We start from the raw sequence: 17,749 nt of genomic DNA on the forward strand, positions 1-17,749 counted from the left end.
GCTGTGGTGACGTTCGCGCAGGCGCAGGAGCGCGCCGAGGAGTGGATCAACGGTGACCTGCCGGCGTACCAGCACCGTGAGGTGCGGGTGCGTGAGTTCGGTCTGGGGTTCGTGGTGTGGGCGGAGGACCGCGAGGGCGGCCCGACGTCGGACGGCGGGCGCCAGCGGCTGGTGATCGCGCGGGACAGCGGTGAGGCGACGTTGTGGCCGAGTCTGCCGGTGGGTGAGGTGATCCGGCGGTACGAGGAGGAGTACGGGGCGACGGACGAGGTTCCGGCGCAGGCGGCGGTGCCGGCGGCGCGGATCGATCTGAACCAGACGTCGTTCCTGCTGAGTCCGCCGGAGTGGTTGCAGGACGCGGCGGACAAGATCGGGCTGCCCCGGGAGGAGTCGCACGCCTCGCAGGAGAGCGCGAGCGCGTCCGGTCCGGTGGACGACGCGTCGGACGCGGTGGGGGTGGGGGTGTCGGGGCCTTCGGCCTCGGTGGCGTCGTCGGCGTCTTCGTCCGCTTCGTCTGCTTCGTCCTCGTCGTCCTCTTCTTCTTCGTCCTCTTCCTCTTCCTCCCCTTCGCCTTCCTCCCCTTCTTCTTCCTCGTCCTCCGAGGCGGCGACGGCTCCGGTCCCGGGTGCGCCCGCGGCTCCCGTGGGCGAGGCCGACGAGGCGTACGAGCCGACGGCGATGGACGGGGTGCCGGCCTCCACACCGGACTCGACCCCGGCCGCCACGCCCGCTCCCGCTCCCGCGCCGGCCGTGTCCGCGCCCAGCAGTCCGTGGGTGGACGCGAACGCGAGTTCCGGGGGTGCGGACGGCGCGGTGCCGCTGCCCGCGACCGTCTTCGCCCCGGCGCTGTCGGGGACGGACGACGAGGACACCCCGCCGCTCTCGGTGGGCGCGGACGCGCCGACCGCGCTGATGCACGGGGGCAGCGCGCTGCCCCCGACCGCCGTTTCCCCGCGCCTCGACCCGGCGGCCCCGGCCCCGGGTCCCGGGCCCGTTCCGCAGGCCGCCCCGGCTCCGGCTCCGGCCCCGCAGGCTCCGCCCGCCCCGCCCGTGCCGCCCGCGCCCGCCGGGCCGGGGGCCGGGGACATCGCGGACGCCGCGACGAGCAAGGCCTCGGTGTCGCCGCAGGCCGGGCGCGGTCCGACGCCGCCTCCGCCGCCGGGCGTGCCCGGCGTGCCGGGTGCTTCGCAGGGCTCGAACGCCTACATCCCGACGCAGCTGGTGTCGCAGCTCGGTCCGGAGGGGCTCCAGCCGCCCGCGCGGCCGGGGCCGCCCGGTCCGCCGCCCCCGCCGTCCGCTCCGGGCCCGGTGACGCCTCCGCAGCCGGTGCACCACGCGGCGACGATGCTGGCGCATCCGAACCAGGGCGGTCCGGGCGCGCCTCCGCCGCCCCCGCCGCCGCCGGGCGTGCCCGGCACGCCGCCGGGCGGTGTCGCGCACGCGGCGACGATGCTGGCGCACCCGGGTCCGGGCGGGGTGGGCGCTCCGCCGCCCCCGCCCGCTCCGGCGCCGCCGGTCGGCGGGCACACGCCGCCGCCCGCGCCCGGTCCGGTGCCTCCGGGTCCCGTGCCCCCGGCGTACGGCTATCCGCAGCCGACGGGTCAGCCGACGGTCGGTCCCGGTTACCAGGCGGTGCTGCGCTATCGGGCGCCCGACGGTTCCGAGGCGCAGATCATCCGGCGTTCCGCGCCGGGCACGCCGCATCCGGAGTGGCAGATCCTGCACGAGCTGCGCGCGATGAACGTGCCGCCGCAGCAGGTGCTGGAGCTGCACACGGAGCTGGAGTCCTGTGAGCTGCCGGGCGGCTACTGCGCGCGGATGATCCGGGAGACGTGGCCGCAGGCGCGGATCACCAGCATCGCCCCCTACGGCCGTGATCACGCGGGCCGGCAGCAGGGCATGGGGCAGCTCCTGACCCATCAGGGCGAGCTGCACCAGGTCGCGGACGGTCCGGCGCGGCCGGCTCCGGTGCGGGCGCCGCTGCCGCAGGTGCAGCCGGCGCCGCCGATCCCCCCGGAGGGGATCGCGCAGGAGCTGGCGGGGGCGTTCGGTCCGGGCGTGCTCCGGTTCGACCAGCGGGCGGTGTCGCGGCAGGGCGTGCCGGAGATCGTGGCGCGCACGCTGGTGTGGGCGGGGCTTCCGGCGGACTTCGGTCCGTTCTTCTGGGCGCAGCCCGCCGTCCCGGTGGTGCCGACGCTCGCGGAGCTGGCGGCGCAGCGGCAGGTCGCGGCGGCGCCGGACGCGAGCTCGTACCTGGTGCTCGGTTCGGACTTCGGGCGGGCGATCTGTGTCCAGTACGGGACCGCGCACATCGTGGCGGTGCCGGTGGAGGCCGGTCCGGGCGGGCAGTCGGTGCCGCCGCAGTTCGTGAACACGGGGCTGCCGGAGTTCACGCGGTCGATGGCGCTGCTGGGCCGGATGTGGCGGCTGCGGTTCGGTCTGAACCCGGAGCAGGCGGGCCGGTGGACGGTCGACTTCCAGGCGCAGCTGGCGATGCTGGACCCGGCGGCGCTGGCGTCGCCGGAGAACTGGTGGTCGGTGCTGCTGGAGCAGATGTGGGACGGCCTCCTGTAGGCCCGTCCTGATCGGATGTGATGAAAGGCGCTCGACGTGCGTGCACGTGGGGCGCCTTTTGTCCGTTCTGATGACGCATCCTGGTTGTTCGAGACCAGAGGGAAGGGGCGTCAAGGATGGCTTTCGCTGTCGGACGGGGGCGCGCGTACCGCCCCGAGCAGGTCGACCGGTTCCTCGCCGAGCTCTCCGCCGAGCGGGACGGTGCCTGGGAGCGGGCGGCACGGCTGACCGTGCTCGCCAAGGAGAAGGAGAAGGAGGCCGCCGGGCTCCGGCTGGCCGTCACCCAGCTCGCACCGCAACGGTACGAGTCGTTGAGCGGGGCGGCGCGGCAGATCCTGAGCCTGGCCGAGTCGGAGGACGAGCGGCTCGTGCGGGCCGCCGAGGCCGACGCGCAGGGCCTCGCCGAGTCGGCGGACGCGGCGGCCCGGGAGGCGGAGGAGTCGGCGCGGGCCTACGCGGAGGGTCTCCGCGCGGCGGCCGACGCGGCGGCCCTCGCGGTTCTGGAGTCGGCGAGCGAGCGGGCCGAGGAGATGACCACGATCGCGCTGCGGGACGCGGAGGGGGCCCGTACGGCGGCCGCCGAGGCCTTCGCGGAGACCGAGCGCCGCGCGGTGCGGCTCCTGGCGGACCAGCGCGCCGAGCAGACCGCCGCGCGGGACGAGGCGGAGCGCACGGCGGAGGGCCTCGCGTCCGCCCTGGACGCCCGGCACGGCGAACAGGTCGCGGCGGCGGAGGCCGGGCTCGCGGAGCGGCGGCGGGCCCTGGCCGAGACCGAGGAGCAGGCCCGGCACGGCCAGGAGGACGCCGAGGCCCGCGCGGAGGAACTGCTCGCCGAGGCCCGGATGAAGGCGGAGCGGGTGGAGCGCGCGACGGAGCGGGTGCTGCGCGAGCACGCGGAGGCCCGGGACGAGATCCACTCCCACATGGAGCACATCCGCAGCTCGCTCGCGGCGCTGACGGGACGGCCGAACGAGCCGGAGCCGTCACCCGCGCCCGCGCCCGCACCACCCGAGCCCGAACCGGCGCCCGCGCCCGCGCGCGAAGCCGCACCCGAACCCGTGCGCCAACCCGTGCGCGAGCAGCGGGACTTGGGCGGCAGGGCGACGTCCGGGGGCACCGCCTAGGCTCGGGACCATGCTGATGCGACTGACGGCGGTCACCCTCGACTGCGCCGACCCCCTGGCCCTGGCGGAGTTCTACCGGCGGGCGACCGGGATCCCGCTCGCGGAGAAGTCCGACGACGAGTTCGCGGGCCTGCGGGGCGCGGACGGCCTCTTCCTCGGCTTCCAGCGCGTCGAGGGCTACCGGCCGCCGGTCTGGCCGGGCCAGGAGGTCCCGCAGCAGCTGCACCTCGACTTCGACGTCGAGGACCTGGAGGCGGCGGCGGCCCAGCTGGTCGAGTGGGGCGCGACCGTCCCCGCCGAGCAGCCGCGCCCCGACCTGTGGCGGGTGGTCCTGGACCCGGCGGGCCACCCCTTCTGCCTGACGATCCCGCGCGGGACGGTCTAGGGCCGGGGTGGTGGCGGGGTGACCTGCGGGGACGGTTAACGTCGTCCCTTCAGGGAGGGAACCCGTACATGATCCACGCACGCGTGCGCGGCCGCAGACTCGCGGCCGCCGCCGTCACCGTCGTCCTCGCCGCCACGGGCGGCACGCTCACCGCACTCCCGGCCTCGGCCGCCCCGGCCGCGACGGGGGAGGCACAGCAGACCTCTGTGCCCTTCCCGCGCAACGCGGACGTCGTCGGCGCCGGCCCCGCCGGCTTCCTGTCGAAGACCCGGGGCACCACGCCGGAGTTCCGCTGGACCTGGTACGCGGACGGCTCGTCCGTCGTGCTGCCGGGCGCCACCGACGCCTCCGCCGGCGGTGCGGACCTCGTCGTCACCGTCGACCGGTCCGCCCCGGTCGCCGGCCGGGTGGTCCGGGTCTACGACCTGGCGAAGCCCACCGCCGCCCCGGTCCCCCGGGAGGTGAGCCTCGACGCCCTCGGCGACGGCTTCTACTTCGAGGGCGTCGCCGGTACCACCATGCTCCTCGGGCAGTACGTGGCCGGCAGCCCGCAGAAGCAGTACGCCGTCACCCTCGACGGCAACCCGCCCAAGGCCCGCGCGGTGGCCGGAGGCGCCGGAATCGACTGCGCCGAAGGCAGCGAGGGCTGGACCGACACCGCCTCCGCGCTCTACGAGTGCGGCCTCGACGCGACCGGGGCGACCGTCAAGGTCCTCGTCGACCTCGCCTCGGGCACCTCGAAGTGGTACCTCCAGTTCGACGACCAGTGGACCCGGGAGGGCGCCGTCTCCGGCACCCACGTGGCCTGGCGCGAGGCCCGGATGTCCGGCAGCCGGGCCGTCCACGGGATCGTCGCCTTCGCGCGCGACAGCACCACCGAGCGGTGGATCCCGTCGGACGACGACCTCAGCGATCCGCTGTACCTGGTCGGCGGCTGGGTGGCGTCCGGCAGCAAGGCCCGCATCGATTCGTCCACCTCGGCGCCCGGCCTGCCCCGCCCGACGGTGCGGCCGTTCACGGCCCAGTCCGTCGCGACCGGGGAGAAGGTCCAGCTCCTCACCGCCTTCTCGTCCGCCGTCGCGGGCCCCGACGGCAGCCTCCTCGTGCGCGGCGGCACCCCCGAGCACGGCGAGGGCCTCTACCGGATCTCGCCGCGCTCCGACGGCGGCCGTCCGGACGTCGCACTCGTCGCGTCCACCGGGCAGTCGACCGTGCTTGCCGTCACCCGTTCCGTCGCACCGAAGACCCTGTCCGACGAACAGCTCGAGCGGGGGGTCGACTTCGCCTGGGACCTGTCCCGGGCGGACAGCGACGTGTGGCTGACCCTGACCCATGTGGGCAGCCGCAAGACGCTGACCACCCAGCTGCATGTCAAAGATCCCGTCGGCCCGGGCCTGCCGGGCCGGTTCGCCTGGCACTGGAACACCAGGGACCTTGAGGGCTCCGGGTGGCAGACCCCGGCCCGCAACGGCGTGTACGAGTGGCGGCTCACCGCCCGCCCCGACGAGGGCATCGGCCCCGACGTCGTCTCCACCGGCCGGTTCACCGTGACCCGGCCCCCCGCCCCGCACGACTTCGACGACGACGGCACGGCCGACCTCCTCGTCCGTGACCTCGACGGCGTGCTGTGGCGCTTCGGCACCCGGCCCGGCGCCCCGGGCGACGTCCCGACGGAGGCCGGCGAGCATCGGGTGGGCGGCGGCTGGCAGATCTACGACCGGCTGGAGACCGTCGGGAACGTCGCGGGCTCGACCGCGCCCGACGTGATCGCCCGGGACAAGACCGGCGTCCTCTGGCTCTACCAGGGCACGGGCGACCGGAACAAGCCGCTCGCGGCCCGCACGAGGATCGGGTCCGGCTGGCAGACGTACACCGAGCTCGCGGGCGGCGGCGACCTGACCGGCGACGGCCGCGCCGACCTCGTCGCCACGGACAAGACCGGCGCTCTGTGGCTGTACAAGGGCACGGGCTCGGCCACCGCCCCGTTCGCGGCGCGGAAGCAGATCGGCCACGGCTGGGGCGTCTACAACCAGCTGGCGGCCACCGGCAACCTCGCCGGCGGCCCGGCCGGGGACCTCGTCGCCCGCGACAAGGACGGCGTCCTCTGGCTGTACCTCGGCAAGGGTGACGGCACCTTCGCCGCCCGCACCAGGGTGGGCGGCGGGTGGGGCAGGTTCACCGGACTCACCGCCGTCGGCGACGCCAACGGCGACGGACGGGCCGACCTGGTCGCCCCGGACGACGCCGGCGTCGAGACCTTCTACTCCGGTACGGGCGGCCAGGCGGCGCCCTTCAAGAGCGGCGCCGCCGTCTCCCTCACCCAGGGGACGGCGTACAACGCCGTCTTCTAGAAGGGCCGTTCAGGGGAGGGCGCACTCCGCCCACACCGTCTTCCCCGGCGCGCCGACCCTGGGGTACCAGCCCCAGCGGTCCGCGAGCCGCTCCACGAGCAGCAGTCCCCGTCCCCCGTCCGCGAGTTCGCCCTCCGGACGGGGGCCGGGGCGCACCGGCAGCCGTTCGCCCCGGGTGTCGCCGACCTCGATCCGCGCGACCGCCGGGACCCCGTGCAGCAGACGCAGGAGGAGCTGGAAGTCCCGCCCCGGCACGTGCCCGTGCCGCACCGCGTTCGCCGTCAGCTCGGCGGCGACGAGGACCACGGCGTCGTGCGCGGGGGTGCCGAACGGCACGCCCCACTCGTCCAGCCGCACGCCGACCAGCCGCCGGGCGAGCCTGGCTCCGCGGGCGGTCGAGGTGAAGCGGAGGGTGAAGACCCCACGATCCAAGTAAGGCGAGACACCGGTGGGTTGGGTGGTGTCCGTGGGGTTGTCGATGTTGCTCGTCATGCCCTCCACGCTCCTCTCGGTCGCGTAGCGTGACCAGAGGTGACGCACCGACGCCATGGCCTTGTACGCCGTGTGCCGGTGCCGGTACGAGGGGCAGGGCGCGATGACGGAAGAGCAGCCGGGGACGGCTCCGGAACCCGCAGCGGCGGACAGGTCCGGGCAGGGCGTGGTGGCGGCGTTCGGGCAGAGCCTGAAGACGCTGCGGGTGCGGGCGAAGATGGAACGGGAGGAGCTGGGCAGGCGCCTGGGCTACTCGGCGTCCACGATCGCCTCCTTCGAACAGGGCCGGAGGATCCCGCCACCGAGGGCGATCGACCGGTCGGACGAGGTGCTGGACGCGGGCGGACTGCTGACGGTCTGGAAGGAGCAGCTGGAGCGGGCGCAGTATCCGGCGTTCTTCCAGGGGATGGCGCAGCTGGAGAAGCAGGCCATAGAGCTGTTGATGTACGACACGATGGTGGTCAACGGTCTCCTTCAGACGGAGGAGTACCTGCGGGCTCTGCTGGCCATGAGGCGCCCACCGTTGGATCAGGAGACGATCGAGCAGCGGGTGACGGCCCGACTGGCTCGCCAGGACATCTTCGACCGGCGCCCGGCTCCTCTGCTGAGCTTCGTCATGGACGAGTCGGTGATCCGGCACAGGTACGGCGGCGCGCAGATTCTTCGTGGCCAGCTGGAGCACCTTCTCCTGATCGGCCAGCGGCGGAACGTCGAGCTCCAGATCATGCCCACCGACTGCGAGGACAACGCGGGCGTGAATGGCCCCTTCACGGTTGTCACACGCAAGGACGGCAAGAAATTCCTCTACGTCGAGGCGCAGAACACCAGCTCCATGGCAACGGACCCTGAGCAGACCGTTCTTGCCGCAGCCCGCTATGGGATCATCCGGTCGCAGGCTCTCACCCCGCGAGAGTCGCTGGCGTTCATCGAGAAGTTGCTGGGAGAGCTATGAACAACACGGAATCCCTCGTCTGGTTCAAGAGCAGCTACAGCGGAACCGAGGGTGGCCAGTGCATCGAGGTCGCGGCGAGCTGGGTCAAGAGCAGCTACAGCGGCGGCGAGGGCGGCCAGTGCGTCGAGGTCGCCGCCCGTGCGGGAGCCGTGCACGTGCGGGACTCCAAGGACGTCACCCGGCCGGGTCTGAGCGTCTCGCCCGAGGCCTGGGCCGGGTTCGTCGGGCTCGCGTCGGCGGAGTAGTACAACCCCCGCCTGTACGCGCTCAGCGCTCCGCCCCGCCCCCCGTCGCCTCCTCCAGTACCGGGAAGCGGCGGGGGGCCAGCGTGAGCAGGGCCAGCAGGGCGAGCGCCGCCGCGGCCGCCGCGCCCAGGTAGACCCAGTCGACGGCCGCGTCGACCGCCCGCCGGATGCCGTCCGTGCTGCCGAGGGAGCCGGCCAGGGAGTCGAGGTCCGTGCCGGTGCCGAGCCGGGCCGCGAGGACGCCGTTGGCGATCGCGCCGAAGAGCGCGGCGCCGACGCTCTGGCCGACCTGGCGGCAGAAGAGGACCGACGCGGTGGTCGTGCCACGCTCCCCGTACGGGACGGTCGACTGCACCCCGACGATCAGCGGCAGCTGGAAGAGGCCGAGGGACCCGCCGAGCAGCAGCATCAGGAGGGCGGGCTGCCAGGGTTCGCCGGGGAACGGCAGGAACGGGAACGCGAGCAGCAGGAGCAGGGCGAGCGAGATCCCGAGGACGGCGGTGAGCCGGAAGCCGATGCGGGTGTAGACCCGGTTGGACAGCGCGGCCGTGATGGGCCAGCTCAGCGTCCACGAGGACAGGACGAAACCGGCGGCGATCGGGCCCAGGCCGAGGACGGACTGCGCGTACGTGGGCAGGAAGACCGTCGGGGCGACCATGAGCAGGCCGAGGGCGCCCAGGGAGAGGTTCACGGCGGCGATCGTGCGGCGCCGCCACACCCAGCCGGGGATGATCGGTTCGGCCGCGCGCCGCTCGATGGCGACGGTGAGCGCGGCGAGGACGGCGGCCGCGCCGAGGAGGCCGAGGGACGGGGCCGAGAACCAGGGCCAGGCCACCCCGCCCTGGACGAGCGCGGTGATGAGGACGGCCCCGGTGGCGAAGATGGCGAGGGCGCCCGCCCAGTCGATGCGCACGCGCGCGCGGGGCGCGGTGCGGGCGGGTTCGCGCAGGTGGCGGGCGACGAGCCAGAGGGCGACCAGGCCGACGGGCAGGTTGATGAGGAAGATCCAGCGCCAGTCGGCGTAGCCCGCGAGGAGACCGCCGAGGGCCGGTCCCGCGATGGAGGACGTGGCCCACACGGACGACAGCTTCGCCTGGATCCTGGGGCGTTCCTTCAGCGGGTAGAGGTCGGCGGCGATCGTCTGGACCGTGCCCTGGAGGGCGCCGCCGCCGAGGCCCTGGACGACGCGGAAGGCGATCAGGGAGGCCATGTTCCAGGCGGCGGCGCAGAGCAGGGAGCCGACGAGGAAGAGGACGGTCCCGGCGATGAGGACGGGCTTGCGGCCGAAGGTGTCGCTGAGCTTGCCGTACACGGGCAGGGTGACGGTGACGGCGAGCAGATAGCCGGCGAACAGCCAGGAGAAGACGGAGAGGCCGCCGAGGTCGCCGACGATCTGGGGCACGGCGGTGGACACGATGGTCCCGTCGAGCGCGGCGAGCCCCATGGCGAGCATCAGGGCGGCGACGACGGGGCCCCGGCGGGCGGTGGTGGCGGCGGCGGGGGACGCCGGAGCGGCTCCGGCCCGGGTCGTCGACGGCTCGGTCACCGCACACCCTTCCTTTCTTCGTACACCTAAATGTGCGGGAGTCAGGGTCTCACTAGACCTCGGGGTGGGGAACCCCTAGGGGCGTCTCCCCCATGCGGCCCAGGGGCCGGTCGTACCGGCGGAGGAGGTGAAGTCGGTTTCCCCGTCCTTAACTTGAACCTACAAACCCACCCACGCTCCTAGGAGAGACACGTGACTTCGGCTGTGACCATCCCCAGGCACGGGGGTACTGGAGGGCTTACGGCCGTGGCCGCGCGGGCGCGTCAGGTCGTCAAGGCGTACGGGGCGGGGGAGACGCGGGTCGTCGCCCTGGACTCCGTCGACGTGGACATCGCCCGGGGCCGCTTCACCGCGATCATGGGGCCCTCGGGCTCCGGCAAGTCGACCCTGATGCACTGCCTCGCCGGGCTGGACACCGTCACCAGCGGTCAGATCTTCCTCGACGAGACCGAGATCACCGGCCTCAAGGACAAGAAGCTCACCCAGCTGCGCCGGGACCGGATCGGCTTCATCTTCCAGGCGTTCAACCTGCTGCCGACCCTGAACGCCCTGGAGAACATCACGCTGCCCATGGACATCGCCGGGCGGCGCCCCGACGCCGAGTGGCTGCGCCGGGTGGTCGACACCGTCGGTCTCTCCGAGCGGCTGAAGCACCGGCCGAACCAGCTCTCCGGCGGGCAGCAGCAGCGCGTCGCCGTGGCCCGCGCGCTCGCCGCCCGGCCCGAGATCATCTTCGGCGACGAGCCGACCGGAAACCTCGACTCGCGGGCCGGCGCCGAGGTCCTCGGCTTCCTCCGCTCGTCCGTCGACGAGCTGGGCCAGACCATCGTCATGGTCACCCACGACCCCGTCGCCGCCTCCTACGCGGACCGGGTCCTCTACCTCGCCGACGGGCGGATCGTGGACGAGATGGAGCGGCCCACCGCCGACGCCGTCCTCGACCGGATGAAGGACTTCGACGCGCGCGGGCGGACGTCGTGACCGTCCTCAAGACCTCGCTGCGCAACTTCCTTGCGCACAAGGGCCGCATGGCGCTCTCCGCCGTCGCCGTCCTGCTCTCCGTCGCCTTCGTCAGTGGGACGCTCGTCTTCACCGACACCATGAACACCACGTTCGACAAGCTCTTCGCCTCCACCGCGTCCGACGTCACCGTCAGCCCGAAGGCCGCCTCGGCCGACGACGAGAACCCGCAGAACGGCCGCCCCGAGACCCTCCCCGCCTCGCTCGTCGAGCAGGTCAGGAAGGTCCAGGGCGTCAAGGACGCGCAGGGCTCGGTCGCCTCGACGAGCGTCACCGTCGTCGACGCGAGGAACAAGAACGTCGGTCCGACCGGCGGCGCCCCGACCATCGCGGTCAACTGGACGCCCAACGAGCTGCGTTCCGTGGAGATCGCCTCCGGCCACGAGCCGCGCGGCCCCACCGAGGTCGTCGTCGACGGCGCCACCGCCGACAAGCACGGCCTGAAGCTCGGCGACGAGCTGCGGACCATCGCCGTCACCGGCGACTTCACCGCGAAGATCGCCGGCATCGTCGACTTCAAGGTCACCAACCCGGGCGCCACCCTCGTCTACTTCGACACGGCCACCGCCCAGCGCGAACTCCTCGGCAAGGAAGGCCTGTTCACGCAGGTCACCGTCGACGCGAAGCCCGGTGTCACCGACGACGCGCTGAAGAAGGACATCGCCGCCGCCCTCGGCGGGGGCTACAAGCTCCAGACCGCCGCCGAGGCCGCCGACGCGGGCCGCGAGGACGTCGCCGGATTCCTCGACGTCATGAAGTACGCCATGCTCGGCTTCGCCGGGATCGCCTTCCTCGTCGGCATCTTCCTCATCGTCAACACCTTCTCCATGCTGGTCGCCCAGCGCACCCGCGAGATCGGCCTCATGCGGGCCATCGGCTCCAGCCGCAAGCAGGTCAACCGCTCCGTCCTCGTGGAGGCGCTCCTCCTCGGCCTCGTCGGCTCCGTCGCCGGTGTCGCCGCGGGCGTCGGCCTCGCCGTCGGCCTGATGAAGCTCATGTCCGCGATGGGCATGGAGCTCTCCACCCGCGACCTCACCGTCGCGTGGACGACGCCCGCCGTCGGTCTCGCCCTCGGCATCGTCGTCACCGTCCTCGCCGCGTACATCCCCGCCCGCCGGGCCGGCAAGGTCTCCCCGATGGCGGCGCTCCGCGACGCGGGCACCCCCGCCGACGGCAGGGCCGGACGGGTGCGGGGCCTCCTCGGGATCGTCCTCACCGGCGCCGGAGCGGCCGCCCTCGTCGCCGCGGCCCGCGCCGCGGAGGCCGGACCCGGCTCCCTCTGGCTCGGCCTCGGCGTCGTCCTCAGCCTCCTCGGCTTCATCGTCGTCGGCCCGCTCCTCGCGGGCGGCGTCGTCCGCGCCCTCGGCGTCGTCGTCCTGCGGATCTTCGGCCCCGTCGGCCGGATGGCCGAGCGCAACGCGCTCCGCAACCCGCGCCGGACCGGCGCCACCGCCGCCGCCCTCATGATCGGCCTCGCGCTCGTCGCCGGCCTCTCCGTGGTCGGCTCCTCGATGGTCGCCTCGGCCACCGAGGAACTGGACCGCTCCGTCGGCGCCGACTTCATCGTCCAGTCCGGCACGGGCCAGCCGATCGTGCCGCAGGCCCAGGCCGCCGTGGCGAAGGCGCCCGGCCTGGACCACGTCACCGCGTACAAGTGGGTCGACGCGAAGGTCACCGATCCGCGCGGCAAGGTCACCACGGCCGACCTGGCCGCGACCGACCCGACGTACGTGAAGGACCTGCGCCGCGAGACCACCGCCGGCACGCTCACCGAGGCGTACGGCGAGGGCGCCATGTCCGTCGGCAGCGACTACGCCACCGAGCACGGCGTGAAGGTCGGCGACGTCCTCACCCTGGCCTTCAAGGGCGGCGACACCGCGAAGCTGAAGGTCGCGGCGATCACGGCCGACACCGGCCAGGTCGACAAGGGCGCGATGTACACGAGCATCGCCACCGTCGCCCGCCACCTGCCGGCCGACCGGATGCCGAACAGCCTGCTCGTCCTCGCCAGCGCGAAGGACGGCCAGGAGACCCAGGCCTACCAGGCCCTCAAGGACGCGCTCGCGCCCTACCCGCAGTACAAGGTGAGCAACCAGGCCGACTACAAGGAGGAGCTCCAGAACCAGGTCGGGCAGCTGCTCAACATCGTGTACGGGCTGCTCGCGCTGGCGATCGTCGTCGCGGTCCTCGGCGTCGTGAACACCCTCGCGCTGTCGGTCGTCGAGCGGACCCGCGAGATCGGCCTCATGCGGGCGATCGGCCTCTCCCGCCGTCAGCTGCGCCGCATGATCCGCCTGGAGTCGGTGGTCATCGCCCTCTTCGGCGCGCTCCTGGGCCTGGGCCTGGGCATGGGCTGGGGCACGGCCGCGCAGAAGCTCCTCGCCCTCGAAGGCCTCGGGGTGCTGGAGATCCCCTGGCCGACGATCGTGACGGTCTTCGTGGGCTCGGCCTTCGTGGGCCTGTTCGCGGCGCTGGTCCCGGCGTTCCGGGCGGGGCGGATGAACGTCCTGAACGCGATCGCGAGCGAGTGATCGCCTAGCGGTCGCGTGAGGGAACGGGGGAGCGACGGGGGTGTGTGGCCCCGGCGGACCACACAGGTCCGCCGGGGCCACACGGCTGCTCAGACGGTGAGTACCGGCACGTCGTAGCGGGGGATGTGCTTGTCCCGCGTCACGAGGGTGAGTCCCTCGGTCTGCGCCTGGGCGATCAGTATCCGGTCGAAGGGATCGCGGTGGTGGGGCGGGAGCCGACCGGCGCGGAGGCCGTGCAGGCCGGTGATCTGGAGGGGCTTGAGCTGGCAGTCGCGTGCCAGCTCGGGTAGCTCGGCCGGTCCGTCGAGCTTGCCGAGGGCTTGCTTGACGGAGAGTTCCCACGGGGTGACGGCGCTGACGTACGCGTGTTCCTCCGTGTCGAGCAGATCCTTGACGTCGCTGGAGAGCTGCTGGGAGTCGAGCAGCCACCAGATGACGACGTGTGTGTCGATCAGCAGTCTCATTCCGCGGGGTCCTCTTCGCCGAGCCCGAAGGCCTCGGCGAAGCCGGGGTCGTTCGAGAGGTCGTCGAAGTCGTCGTGGAAGACGACGGGCTCGGTGAGGGACCCCCGGGCCGTGCGCCGTACCTTCCCCCGGAGGGGGATCACCTTCGCGACCGGCTCCCCGGACTTGCTGATGATCACCTCCTCGCCGGTCGCGACCGCCTCCAGGATCTTGGAGAAGTGGGTCTTCGCCTCGTGGACGTTGTACTGCCGGGCTGCTTCCATCGCGGCCTCTCACAGCTAGGTGGAGCTAGGGTGGACTAGGTACTGGACTAAGCGTAGTCGTACAAGCGGCCCGGGAGCCAGCCGCTTCACCCTCGCGAGTGGCCGCCTTCCTTCGGGCGAGTGACAGTGGCACGTCGTAGGCTGGGGGACGCACCGGGCGGCTGTAGGCGTCCGGGACCACCCCGGCCCGTCTCACGTGTCGGGCCGTTCGCGTTGCCCCGAACCGTACGAACCCGGGATGGAAGTCCATGAGCCTGCACGGTCTGCTCGATGTCGTCGTCAAGGACGCCGCCCTCGCCGAGGCGGTGAAGGCCGCCACGGACGGCAACCGCCCGCACGTGGACCTGGTCGGCCCCGCCGCCGCCCGCCCCTTCGCGGTGGCCGCGCTGGCCCGGGACTCGGGGCGGCCGGTGCTCGCGGTGACCGCGACCGGCCGGGAGGCCGAGGACCTCGCCGCCGCGCTGCGGTCCCTCCTGGACCCGGACCGGGTCGTCGAGTACCCCTCCTGGGAGACGCTGCCGCACGAGCGGCTCTCCCCCCGCTCGGACACCGTCGGCCGCCGGCTCGCCGTGCTGCGGCGCCTCGCGCACCCGAGGGACGACGACCCGGCCGCCGGCCCGGTGAGCGTGGTCGTCGCCCCCATCCGTTCCGTACTCCAGCCGCAGGTCAAGGGCCTGGGGGACCTGGAGCCGGTGGCGCTGCGGTCCGGGCAGACCGCCGATCTGAACGAGATCGTGGAGGGGCTCGCGGCCGCCGCGTACTCCCGGGTGGAGCTGGTCGAGAAGCGCGGTGAGTTCGCCGTGCGCGGCGGCATCCTGGACGTGTTCCCGCCGACCGAGGAGCATCCGCTCCGGATCGAGTTCTGGGGCGACGACGTCGAGGAGATCCGTTACTTCAAGGTCGCCGACCAGCGGTCCCTGGAGGTCGCCGAGCACGGACTGTGGGCGCCGCCCTGCCGGGAGCTGCTGCTGACGGACCAGGTGCGGGAGCGGGCGGCGGCACTGGCCCAGGCCCACCCCGAGCTGGCCGAGCTGCTCGACAAGATCGCGGAGGGGATCGCGGTGGAGGGCATGGAGTCCCTCGCGCCGGTCCTCGTCGACGACATGGAGCTGCTGCTCGACGTGCTGCCCGAGGGCTCGATGGCCGTGGTCTGCGACCCGGAGCGGGTGCGGACCCGGGCCGCCGACCTGGTCGCCACGAGCCAGGAGTTCCTCCAGGCGTCCTGGGCGGCGACCGCGGGCGGCGGGGAGGCGCCGATCGACGTCGGCGCGGCCTCCCTGCGGGGGATCGCGGACGTCCGGGACCGGGCGCGCGAGCTGGGCATGGCCTGGTGGTCGGTGTCGCCGTTCGCGGCGGACGCGGCCGACGCCGACGGGGACACGCTGGCGCTGGGGATGCGGGCCCCCGAGTCGTACCGGGGCGACACCGCCCGCGCGCTCGCCGACACCAAGGGCTGGCTGGCCGACGGCTGGCGGACGGTGTACGTGACGGAGGCGCACGGTCCGGCGTCCCGCACGGTCGAGGTCCTCGGCGGCGAGGGCATCGCCGCCCGGCTGGACGCGGACCTGGCGGAGATCTCGCCGTCCGTGGTGCACGTGGCGACCGGCTCCATCGACTACGGCTTCGTCGACCCGGCGCTGCGGCTGGCGGTGCTGACGGAGACCGACCTGTCGGGGCAGAAGGCGGCCGGCAAGGACGGGCAGCGGATGCCCGCCAAGCGCCGCAAGACGATCGACCCGCTGACGCTGGAGGTCGGCGACTACATCGTGCACGAGCAGCACGGCGTCGGCCGCTACCTGGAGATGGTGCAGCGGACCGTGCAGGGCGCGACCCGCGAGTACCTCCTGGTGGAGTACGCGCCCGCGAAGCGCGGCCAGCCCGGGGACCGGCTGTACATCCCGACGGACCAGCTGGAGCAGGTCACCAAGTACGTGGGCGGCGAGGCGCCGACCTTGCACCGGCTCGGCGGCGCGGACTGGACGAAGACGAAGCAGCGCGCGAAGAAGGCCGTGAAGGAGATCGCGGCCGACCTGATCAAGCTGTACTCGGCGCGGATGGCGGCCCCCGGCCACGCCTTCGGCCAGGACACCCCGTGGCAGCGCGAGCTGGAGGACGCCTTCCCGTACGCGGAGACGCCCGACCAGCTGTCCACCATCGCCGAGGTGAAGGAGGACATGGAGAAGACGGTTCCCATGGACCGTCTGATCTGCGGCGACGTCGGCTACGGCAAGACGGAGATCGCGGTCCGCGCGGCCTTCAAGGCCGTCCAGGACGGCAAGCAGGTCGCGGTCCTGGTGCCGACGACGCTGCTGGTGCAGCAGCACTTCGGCACGTTCAGCGAGCGGTACTCGCAGTTCCCGGTGAAGGTGCGGGCGCTGTCCCGGTTCCAGACGGAGACCGAGTCGAAGGCGACGATGGAGGGGCTGCGGGAGGGTTCGGTGGACGTCGTCATCGGCACCCACCGCCTCTTCTCGTCCGAGACGAAGTTCAAGGACCTGGGCCTGGTCATCGTCGACGAGGAGCAGCGCTTCGGCGTGGAGCACAAGGAGCAGCTGAAGAAGCTCCGGGCGAACGTCGACGTGCTGACGATGTCGGCGACCCCGATCCCGCGCACCCTGGAGATGGCGGTGACGGGCATCCGCGAGATGTCGACGATCACCACCCCGCCGGAGGAGCGGCACCCGGTCCTCACCTTCGTCGGCCCGTACGAGGAGAAGCAGATCGGCGCGGCGATCCGACGCGAGCTGCTGCGCGAGGGCCAGGTCTTCTACATCCACAACCGGGTCGACTCGATCGACCGGGCGGCGGCGCGGCTGCGCGAGATCGTGCCGGAGGCGCGGATCGCGACGGCGCACGGGCAGATGTCCGAGCAGGCCCTGGAGCAGGTCGTGGTGGACTTCTGGGAGAAGAAGTTCGACGTGCTGGTGTCGACGACGATCGTCGAGTCCGGCATCGACATCTCCAACGCCAACACGCTGATCGTCGAGCGCGGCGACAACTTCGGCCTGAGCCAGCTGCACCAGCTGCGCGGCCGGGTCGGCCGAGGCCGCGAGCGGGGCTACGCGTACTTCCTGTACCCGCCGGAGAAGCCGCTCACCGAGACCGCGCACGAGCGGCTCGCGACGATCGCCCAGCACACCGAGATGGGCGCGGGCATGTACGTGGCGATGAAGGACCTGGAGATCCGGGGCGCGGGCAATCTCCTCGGCGGCGAGCAGTCGGGTCACATCGCGGGCGTCGGCTTCGACCTGTACGTGCGGATGGTCGGCGAGGCCGTCGCGGACTACCGGGCGCAGATGGAGGGCGGCGCCGAGGAGGAGGCCCCGCTGGAGGTGAAGATCGAGCTGCCGGTCGACGCGCACATGCCGCACGACTACGCGCCGGGGGAGCGGCTGCGGCTCCAGGCGTACCGCTCGATCGCCTCGGCGAACTCGGAGGAGGACATCAGGGCCGTACGCGAGGAGCTGACCGACCGGTACGGCAAGCTGCCCGAGCCGGTGGAGAACCTGCTCCTGGTGGCGGGCCTGCGGATGCTGGCGCGGGCGTGCGGGGTCGGCGAGATCGTCCTCCAGGGCTCCAACATCCGTTTCGCGCCGGTGGAGTTGCGCGAGTCCCAGGAGCTGAGGCTGAAGCGCCTCCACCCGCGCACGGTGATCAAGCCGGCCGTCCACCAGATCCTGGTGCCGCGCCCCACGTCCGGGAAGATCGGCGGGAAGCCGGTGGTGGGCCGCGAACTCCTCGCCTGGACGGGCGAGTTCCTGACGACGATCCTCGGGGGCTGAGCTCCCGGTGCGGCGCCCCT

13 protein-coding genes are annotated in these 17,749 nt (G+C 73.1%); 9 read left to right on the forward strand and 4 right to left on the reverse strand.

What is annotated here, in order from left to right; translation table 11 throughout:
- Positions 1-3: 3 nt before the first annotated feature.
- The 4 genes from ACFYXU_RS35000 (at position 4) to ACFYXU_RS35015 (ending at position 6,434) form a co-directional block, all read left to right on the forward strand.
- Positions 4-2,574 (forward strand): SUKH-4 family immunity protein, encoded by a 2,571-nt coding sequence (locus tag ACFYXU_RS35000; RefSeq protein ID WP_389461624.1) that lies wholly within the window; start codon positions 4-6, stop codon positions 2,572-2,574.
- 116 nt (positions 2,575-2,690) lie between these two features.
- On the forward strand, positions 2,691-3,698 hold the full coding sequence (locus ACFYXU_RS35005; RefSeq protein ID WP_389461626.1) for a cellulose-binding protein: 1,008 nt from the start codon (positions 2,691-2,693) through the stop codon (positions 3,696-3,698).
- Positions 3,699-3,708: 10 nt separating this feature from the next.
- Entirely contained in the window at positions 3,709-4,083 is a 375-nt protein-coding gene (locus ACFYXU_RS35010; protein WP_389461628.1) for a VOC family protein, read from the forward strand.
- 68 nt (positions 4,084-4,151) lie between these two features.
- Positions 4,152-6,434 (forward strand): FG-GAP repeat domain-containing protein, encoded by a 2,283-nt coding sequence (locus ACFYXU_RS35015; RefSeq protein ID WP_389461630.1) that lies wholly within the window; start codon positions 4,152-4,154, stop codon positions 6,432-6,434.
- 9 nt (positions 6,435-6,443) lie between these two features.
- Here ACFYXU_RS35015 and ACFYXU_RS35020 read toward each other — a convergent pair whose 3' ends face one another.
- Positions 6,444-6,926, reverse strand: a complete 483-nt coding sequence (locus ACFYXU_RS35020; RefSeq protein ID WP_389408800.1) for an ATP-binding protein — start codon at positions 6,924-6,926, stop codon at positions 6,444-6,446.
- Positions 6,927-7,029: 103 nt separating this feature from the next.
- Here ACFYXU_RS35020 and ACFYXU_RS35025 point away from each other — a divergent pair, with 103 nt between their 5' ends.
- Both ACFYXU_RS35025 and ACFYXU_RS35030 read left to right on the forward strand, forming a co-directional pair.
- Positions 7,030-7,878 (forward strand): helix-turn-helix domain-containing protein, encoded by an 849-nt coding sequence (locus ACFYXU_RS35025; RefSeq protein WP_384570763.1) that lies wholly within the window; start codon positions 7,030-7,032, stop codon positions 7,876-7,878.
- Positions 7,875-8,123, forward strand: coding sequence for a DUF397 domain-containing protein (locus ACFYXU_RS35030; protein ID WP_389461632.1), 249 nt, complete (start codon positions 7,875-7,877; stop codon positions 8,121-8,123). Before ACFYXU_RS35025 ends, ACFYXU_RS35030 begins: the two co-directional genes overlap by 4 nt.
- Before the next feature lie 22 nt (positions 8,124-8,145).
- On the opposite strand, the gene ACFYXU_RS35035 is transcribed toward ACFYXU_RS35030, so the two are convergent.
- On the reverse strand, positions 8,146-9,669 hold the full coding sequence (locus ACFYXU_RS35035; protein ID WP_389461634.1) for an MFS transporter: 1,524 nt from the start codon (positions 9,667-9,669) through the stop codon (positions 8,146-8,148).
- A 192-nt stretch (positions 9,670-9,861) separates the two neighbouring features.
- Here ACFYXU_RS35035 and ACFYXU_RS35040 point away from each other — a divergent pair, with 192 nt between their 5' ends.
- A complete protein-coding gene (locus tag ACFYXU_RS35040; RefSeq protein ID WP_329853296.1) occupies positions 9,862-10,650 on the forward strand; it encodes an ABC transporter ATP-binding protein in 789 nt (262 codons plus the stop codon).
- Positions 10,647-13,220, forward strand: a complete 2,574-nt coding sequence (locus ACFYXU_RS35045) for an ABC transporter permease (RefSeq protein ID WP_389408796.1) — start codon at positions 10,647-10,649, stop codon at positions 13,218-13,220. The genes ACFYXU_RS35040 and ACFYXU_RS35045 overlap by 4 nt, the downstream gene beginning before the upstream one ends.
- An 89-nt stretch (positions 13,221-13,309) precedes the next feature.
- On the opposite strand, the gene ACFYXU_RS35050 is transcribed toward ACFYXU_RS35045, so the two are convergent.
- Entirely contained in the window at positions 13,310-13,684 is a 375-nt protein-coding gene (locus ACFYXU_RS35050; RefSeq protein ID WP_329853299.1) for a type II toxin-antitoxin system VapC family toxin, read from the reverse strand.
- Positions 13,681-13,947: a type II toxin-antitoxin system prevent-host-death family antitoxin gene (locus ACFYXU_RS35055; protein WP_329853300.1), complete on the reverse strand. Its 267-nt coding sequence runs from the start codon at positions 13,945-13,947 to the stop codon at positions 13,681-13,683. Before ACFYXU_RS35055 ends, ACFYXU_RS35050 begins: the two co-directional genes overlap by 4 nt.
- Before the next feature lie 248 nt (positions 13,948-14,195).
- On the opposite strand from ACFYXU_RS35055, the gene mfd reads away from it, so the two are divergent.
- The gene (mfd, locus tag ACFYXU_RS35060) at positions 14,196-17,729 is read left to right on the forward strand and encodes a transcription-repair coupling factor (protein WP_376513447.1); all 3,534 of its coding nucleotides are present in this window, start codon (positions 14,196-14,198) and stop codon (positions 17,727-17,729) included.
- Positions 17,730-17,749: the final 20 nt, after the last annotated feature.

The sequence above is a fragment of the Streptomyces sp. NPDC002232 genome (assembly GCF_042890295.1).
GTDB lineage: Bacteria > Actinomycetota > Actinomycetes > Streptomycetales > Streptomycetaceae > Streptomyces.

What these genes read in the sequence shown, in the direction of transcription:
- ACFYXU_RS35005 (WP_389461626.1), top strand. Translation starts at nt 2,691, where the DNA reads ATGGCTTTCGCTGTCGGACGGGGGCGCGCGTACCGCCCCGAGCAGGTC.
- ACFYXU_RS35010 (WP_389461628.1), top strand. Translation starts at nt 3,709, where the DNA reads ATGCTGATGCGACTGACGGCGGTCACCCTCGACTGCGCCGACCCCCTG.
- ACFYXU_RS35015 (WP_389461630.1), top strand. Translation starts at nt 4,152, where the DNA reads ATGATCCACGCACGCGTGCGCGGCCGCAGACTCGCGGCCGCCGCCGTC.
- ACFYXU_RS35020 (WP_389408800.1), bottom strand. Translation starts at nt 6,926, where the DNA reads ATGACGAGCAACATCGACAACCCCACGGACACCACCCAACCCACCGGT.
- ACFYXU_RS35025 (WP_384570763.1), top strand. Translation starts at nt 7,030, where the DNA reads ATGACGGAAGAGCAGCCGGGGACGGCTCCGGAACCCGCAGCGGCGGAC.
- ACFYXU_RS35030 (WP_389461632.1), top strand. Translation starts at nt 7,875, where the DNA reads ATGAACAACACGGAATCCCTCGTCTGGTTCAAGAGCAGCTACAGCGGA.
- ACFYXU_RS35050 (WP_329853299.1), bottom strand. Translation starts at nt 13,684, where the DNA reads ATGAGACTGCTGATCGACACACACGTCGTCATCTGGTGGCTGCTCGAC.
- ACFYXU_RS35055 (WP_329853300.1), bottom strand. Translation starts at nt 13,947, where the DNA reads ATGGAAGCAGCCCGGCAGTACAACGTCCACGAGGCGAAGACCCACTTC.
- mfd (WP_376513447.1), top strand. Translation starts at nt 14,196, where the DNA reads ATGAGCCTGCACGGTCTGCTCGATGTCGTCGTCAAGGACGCCGCCCTC.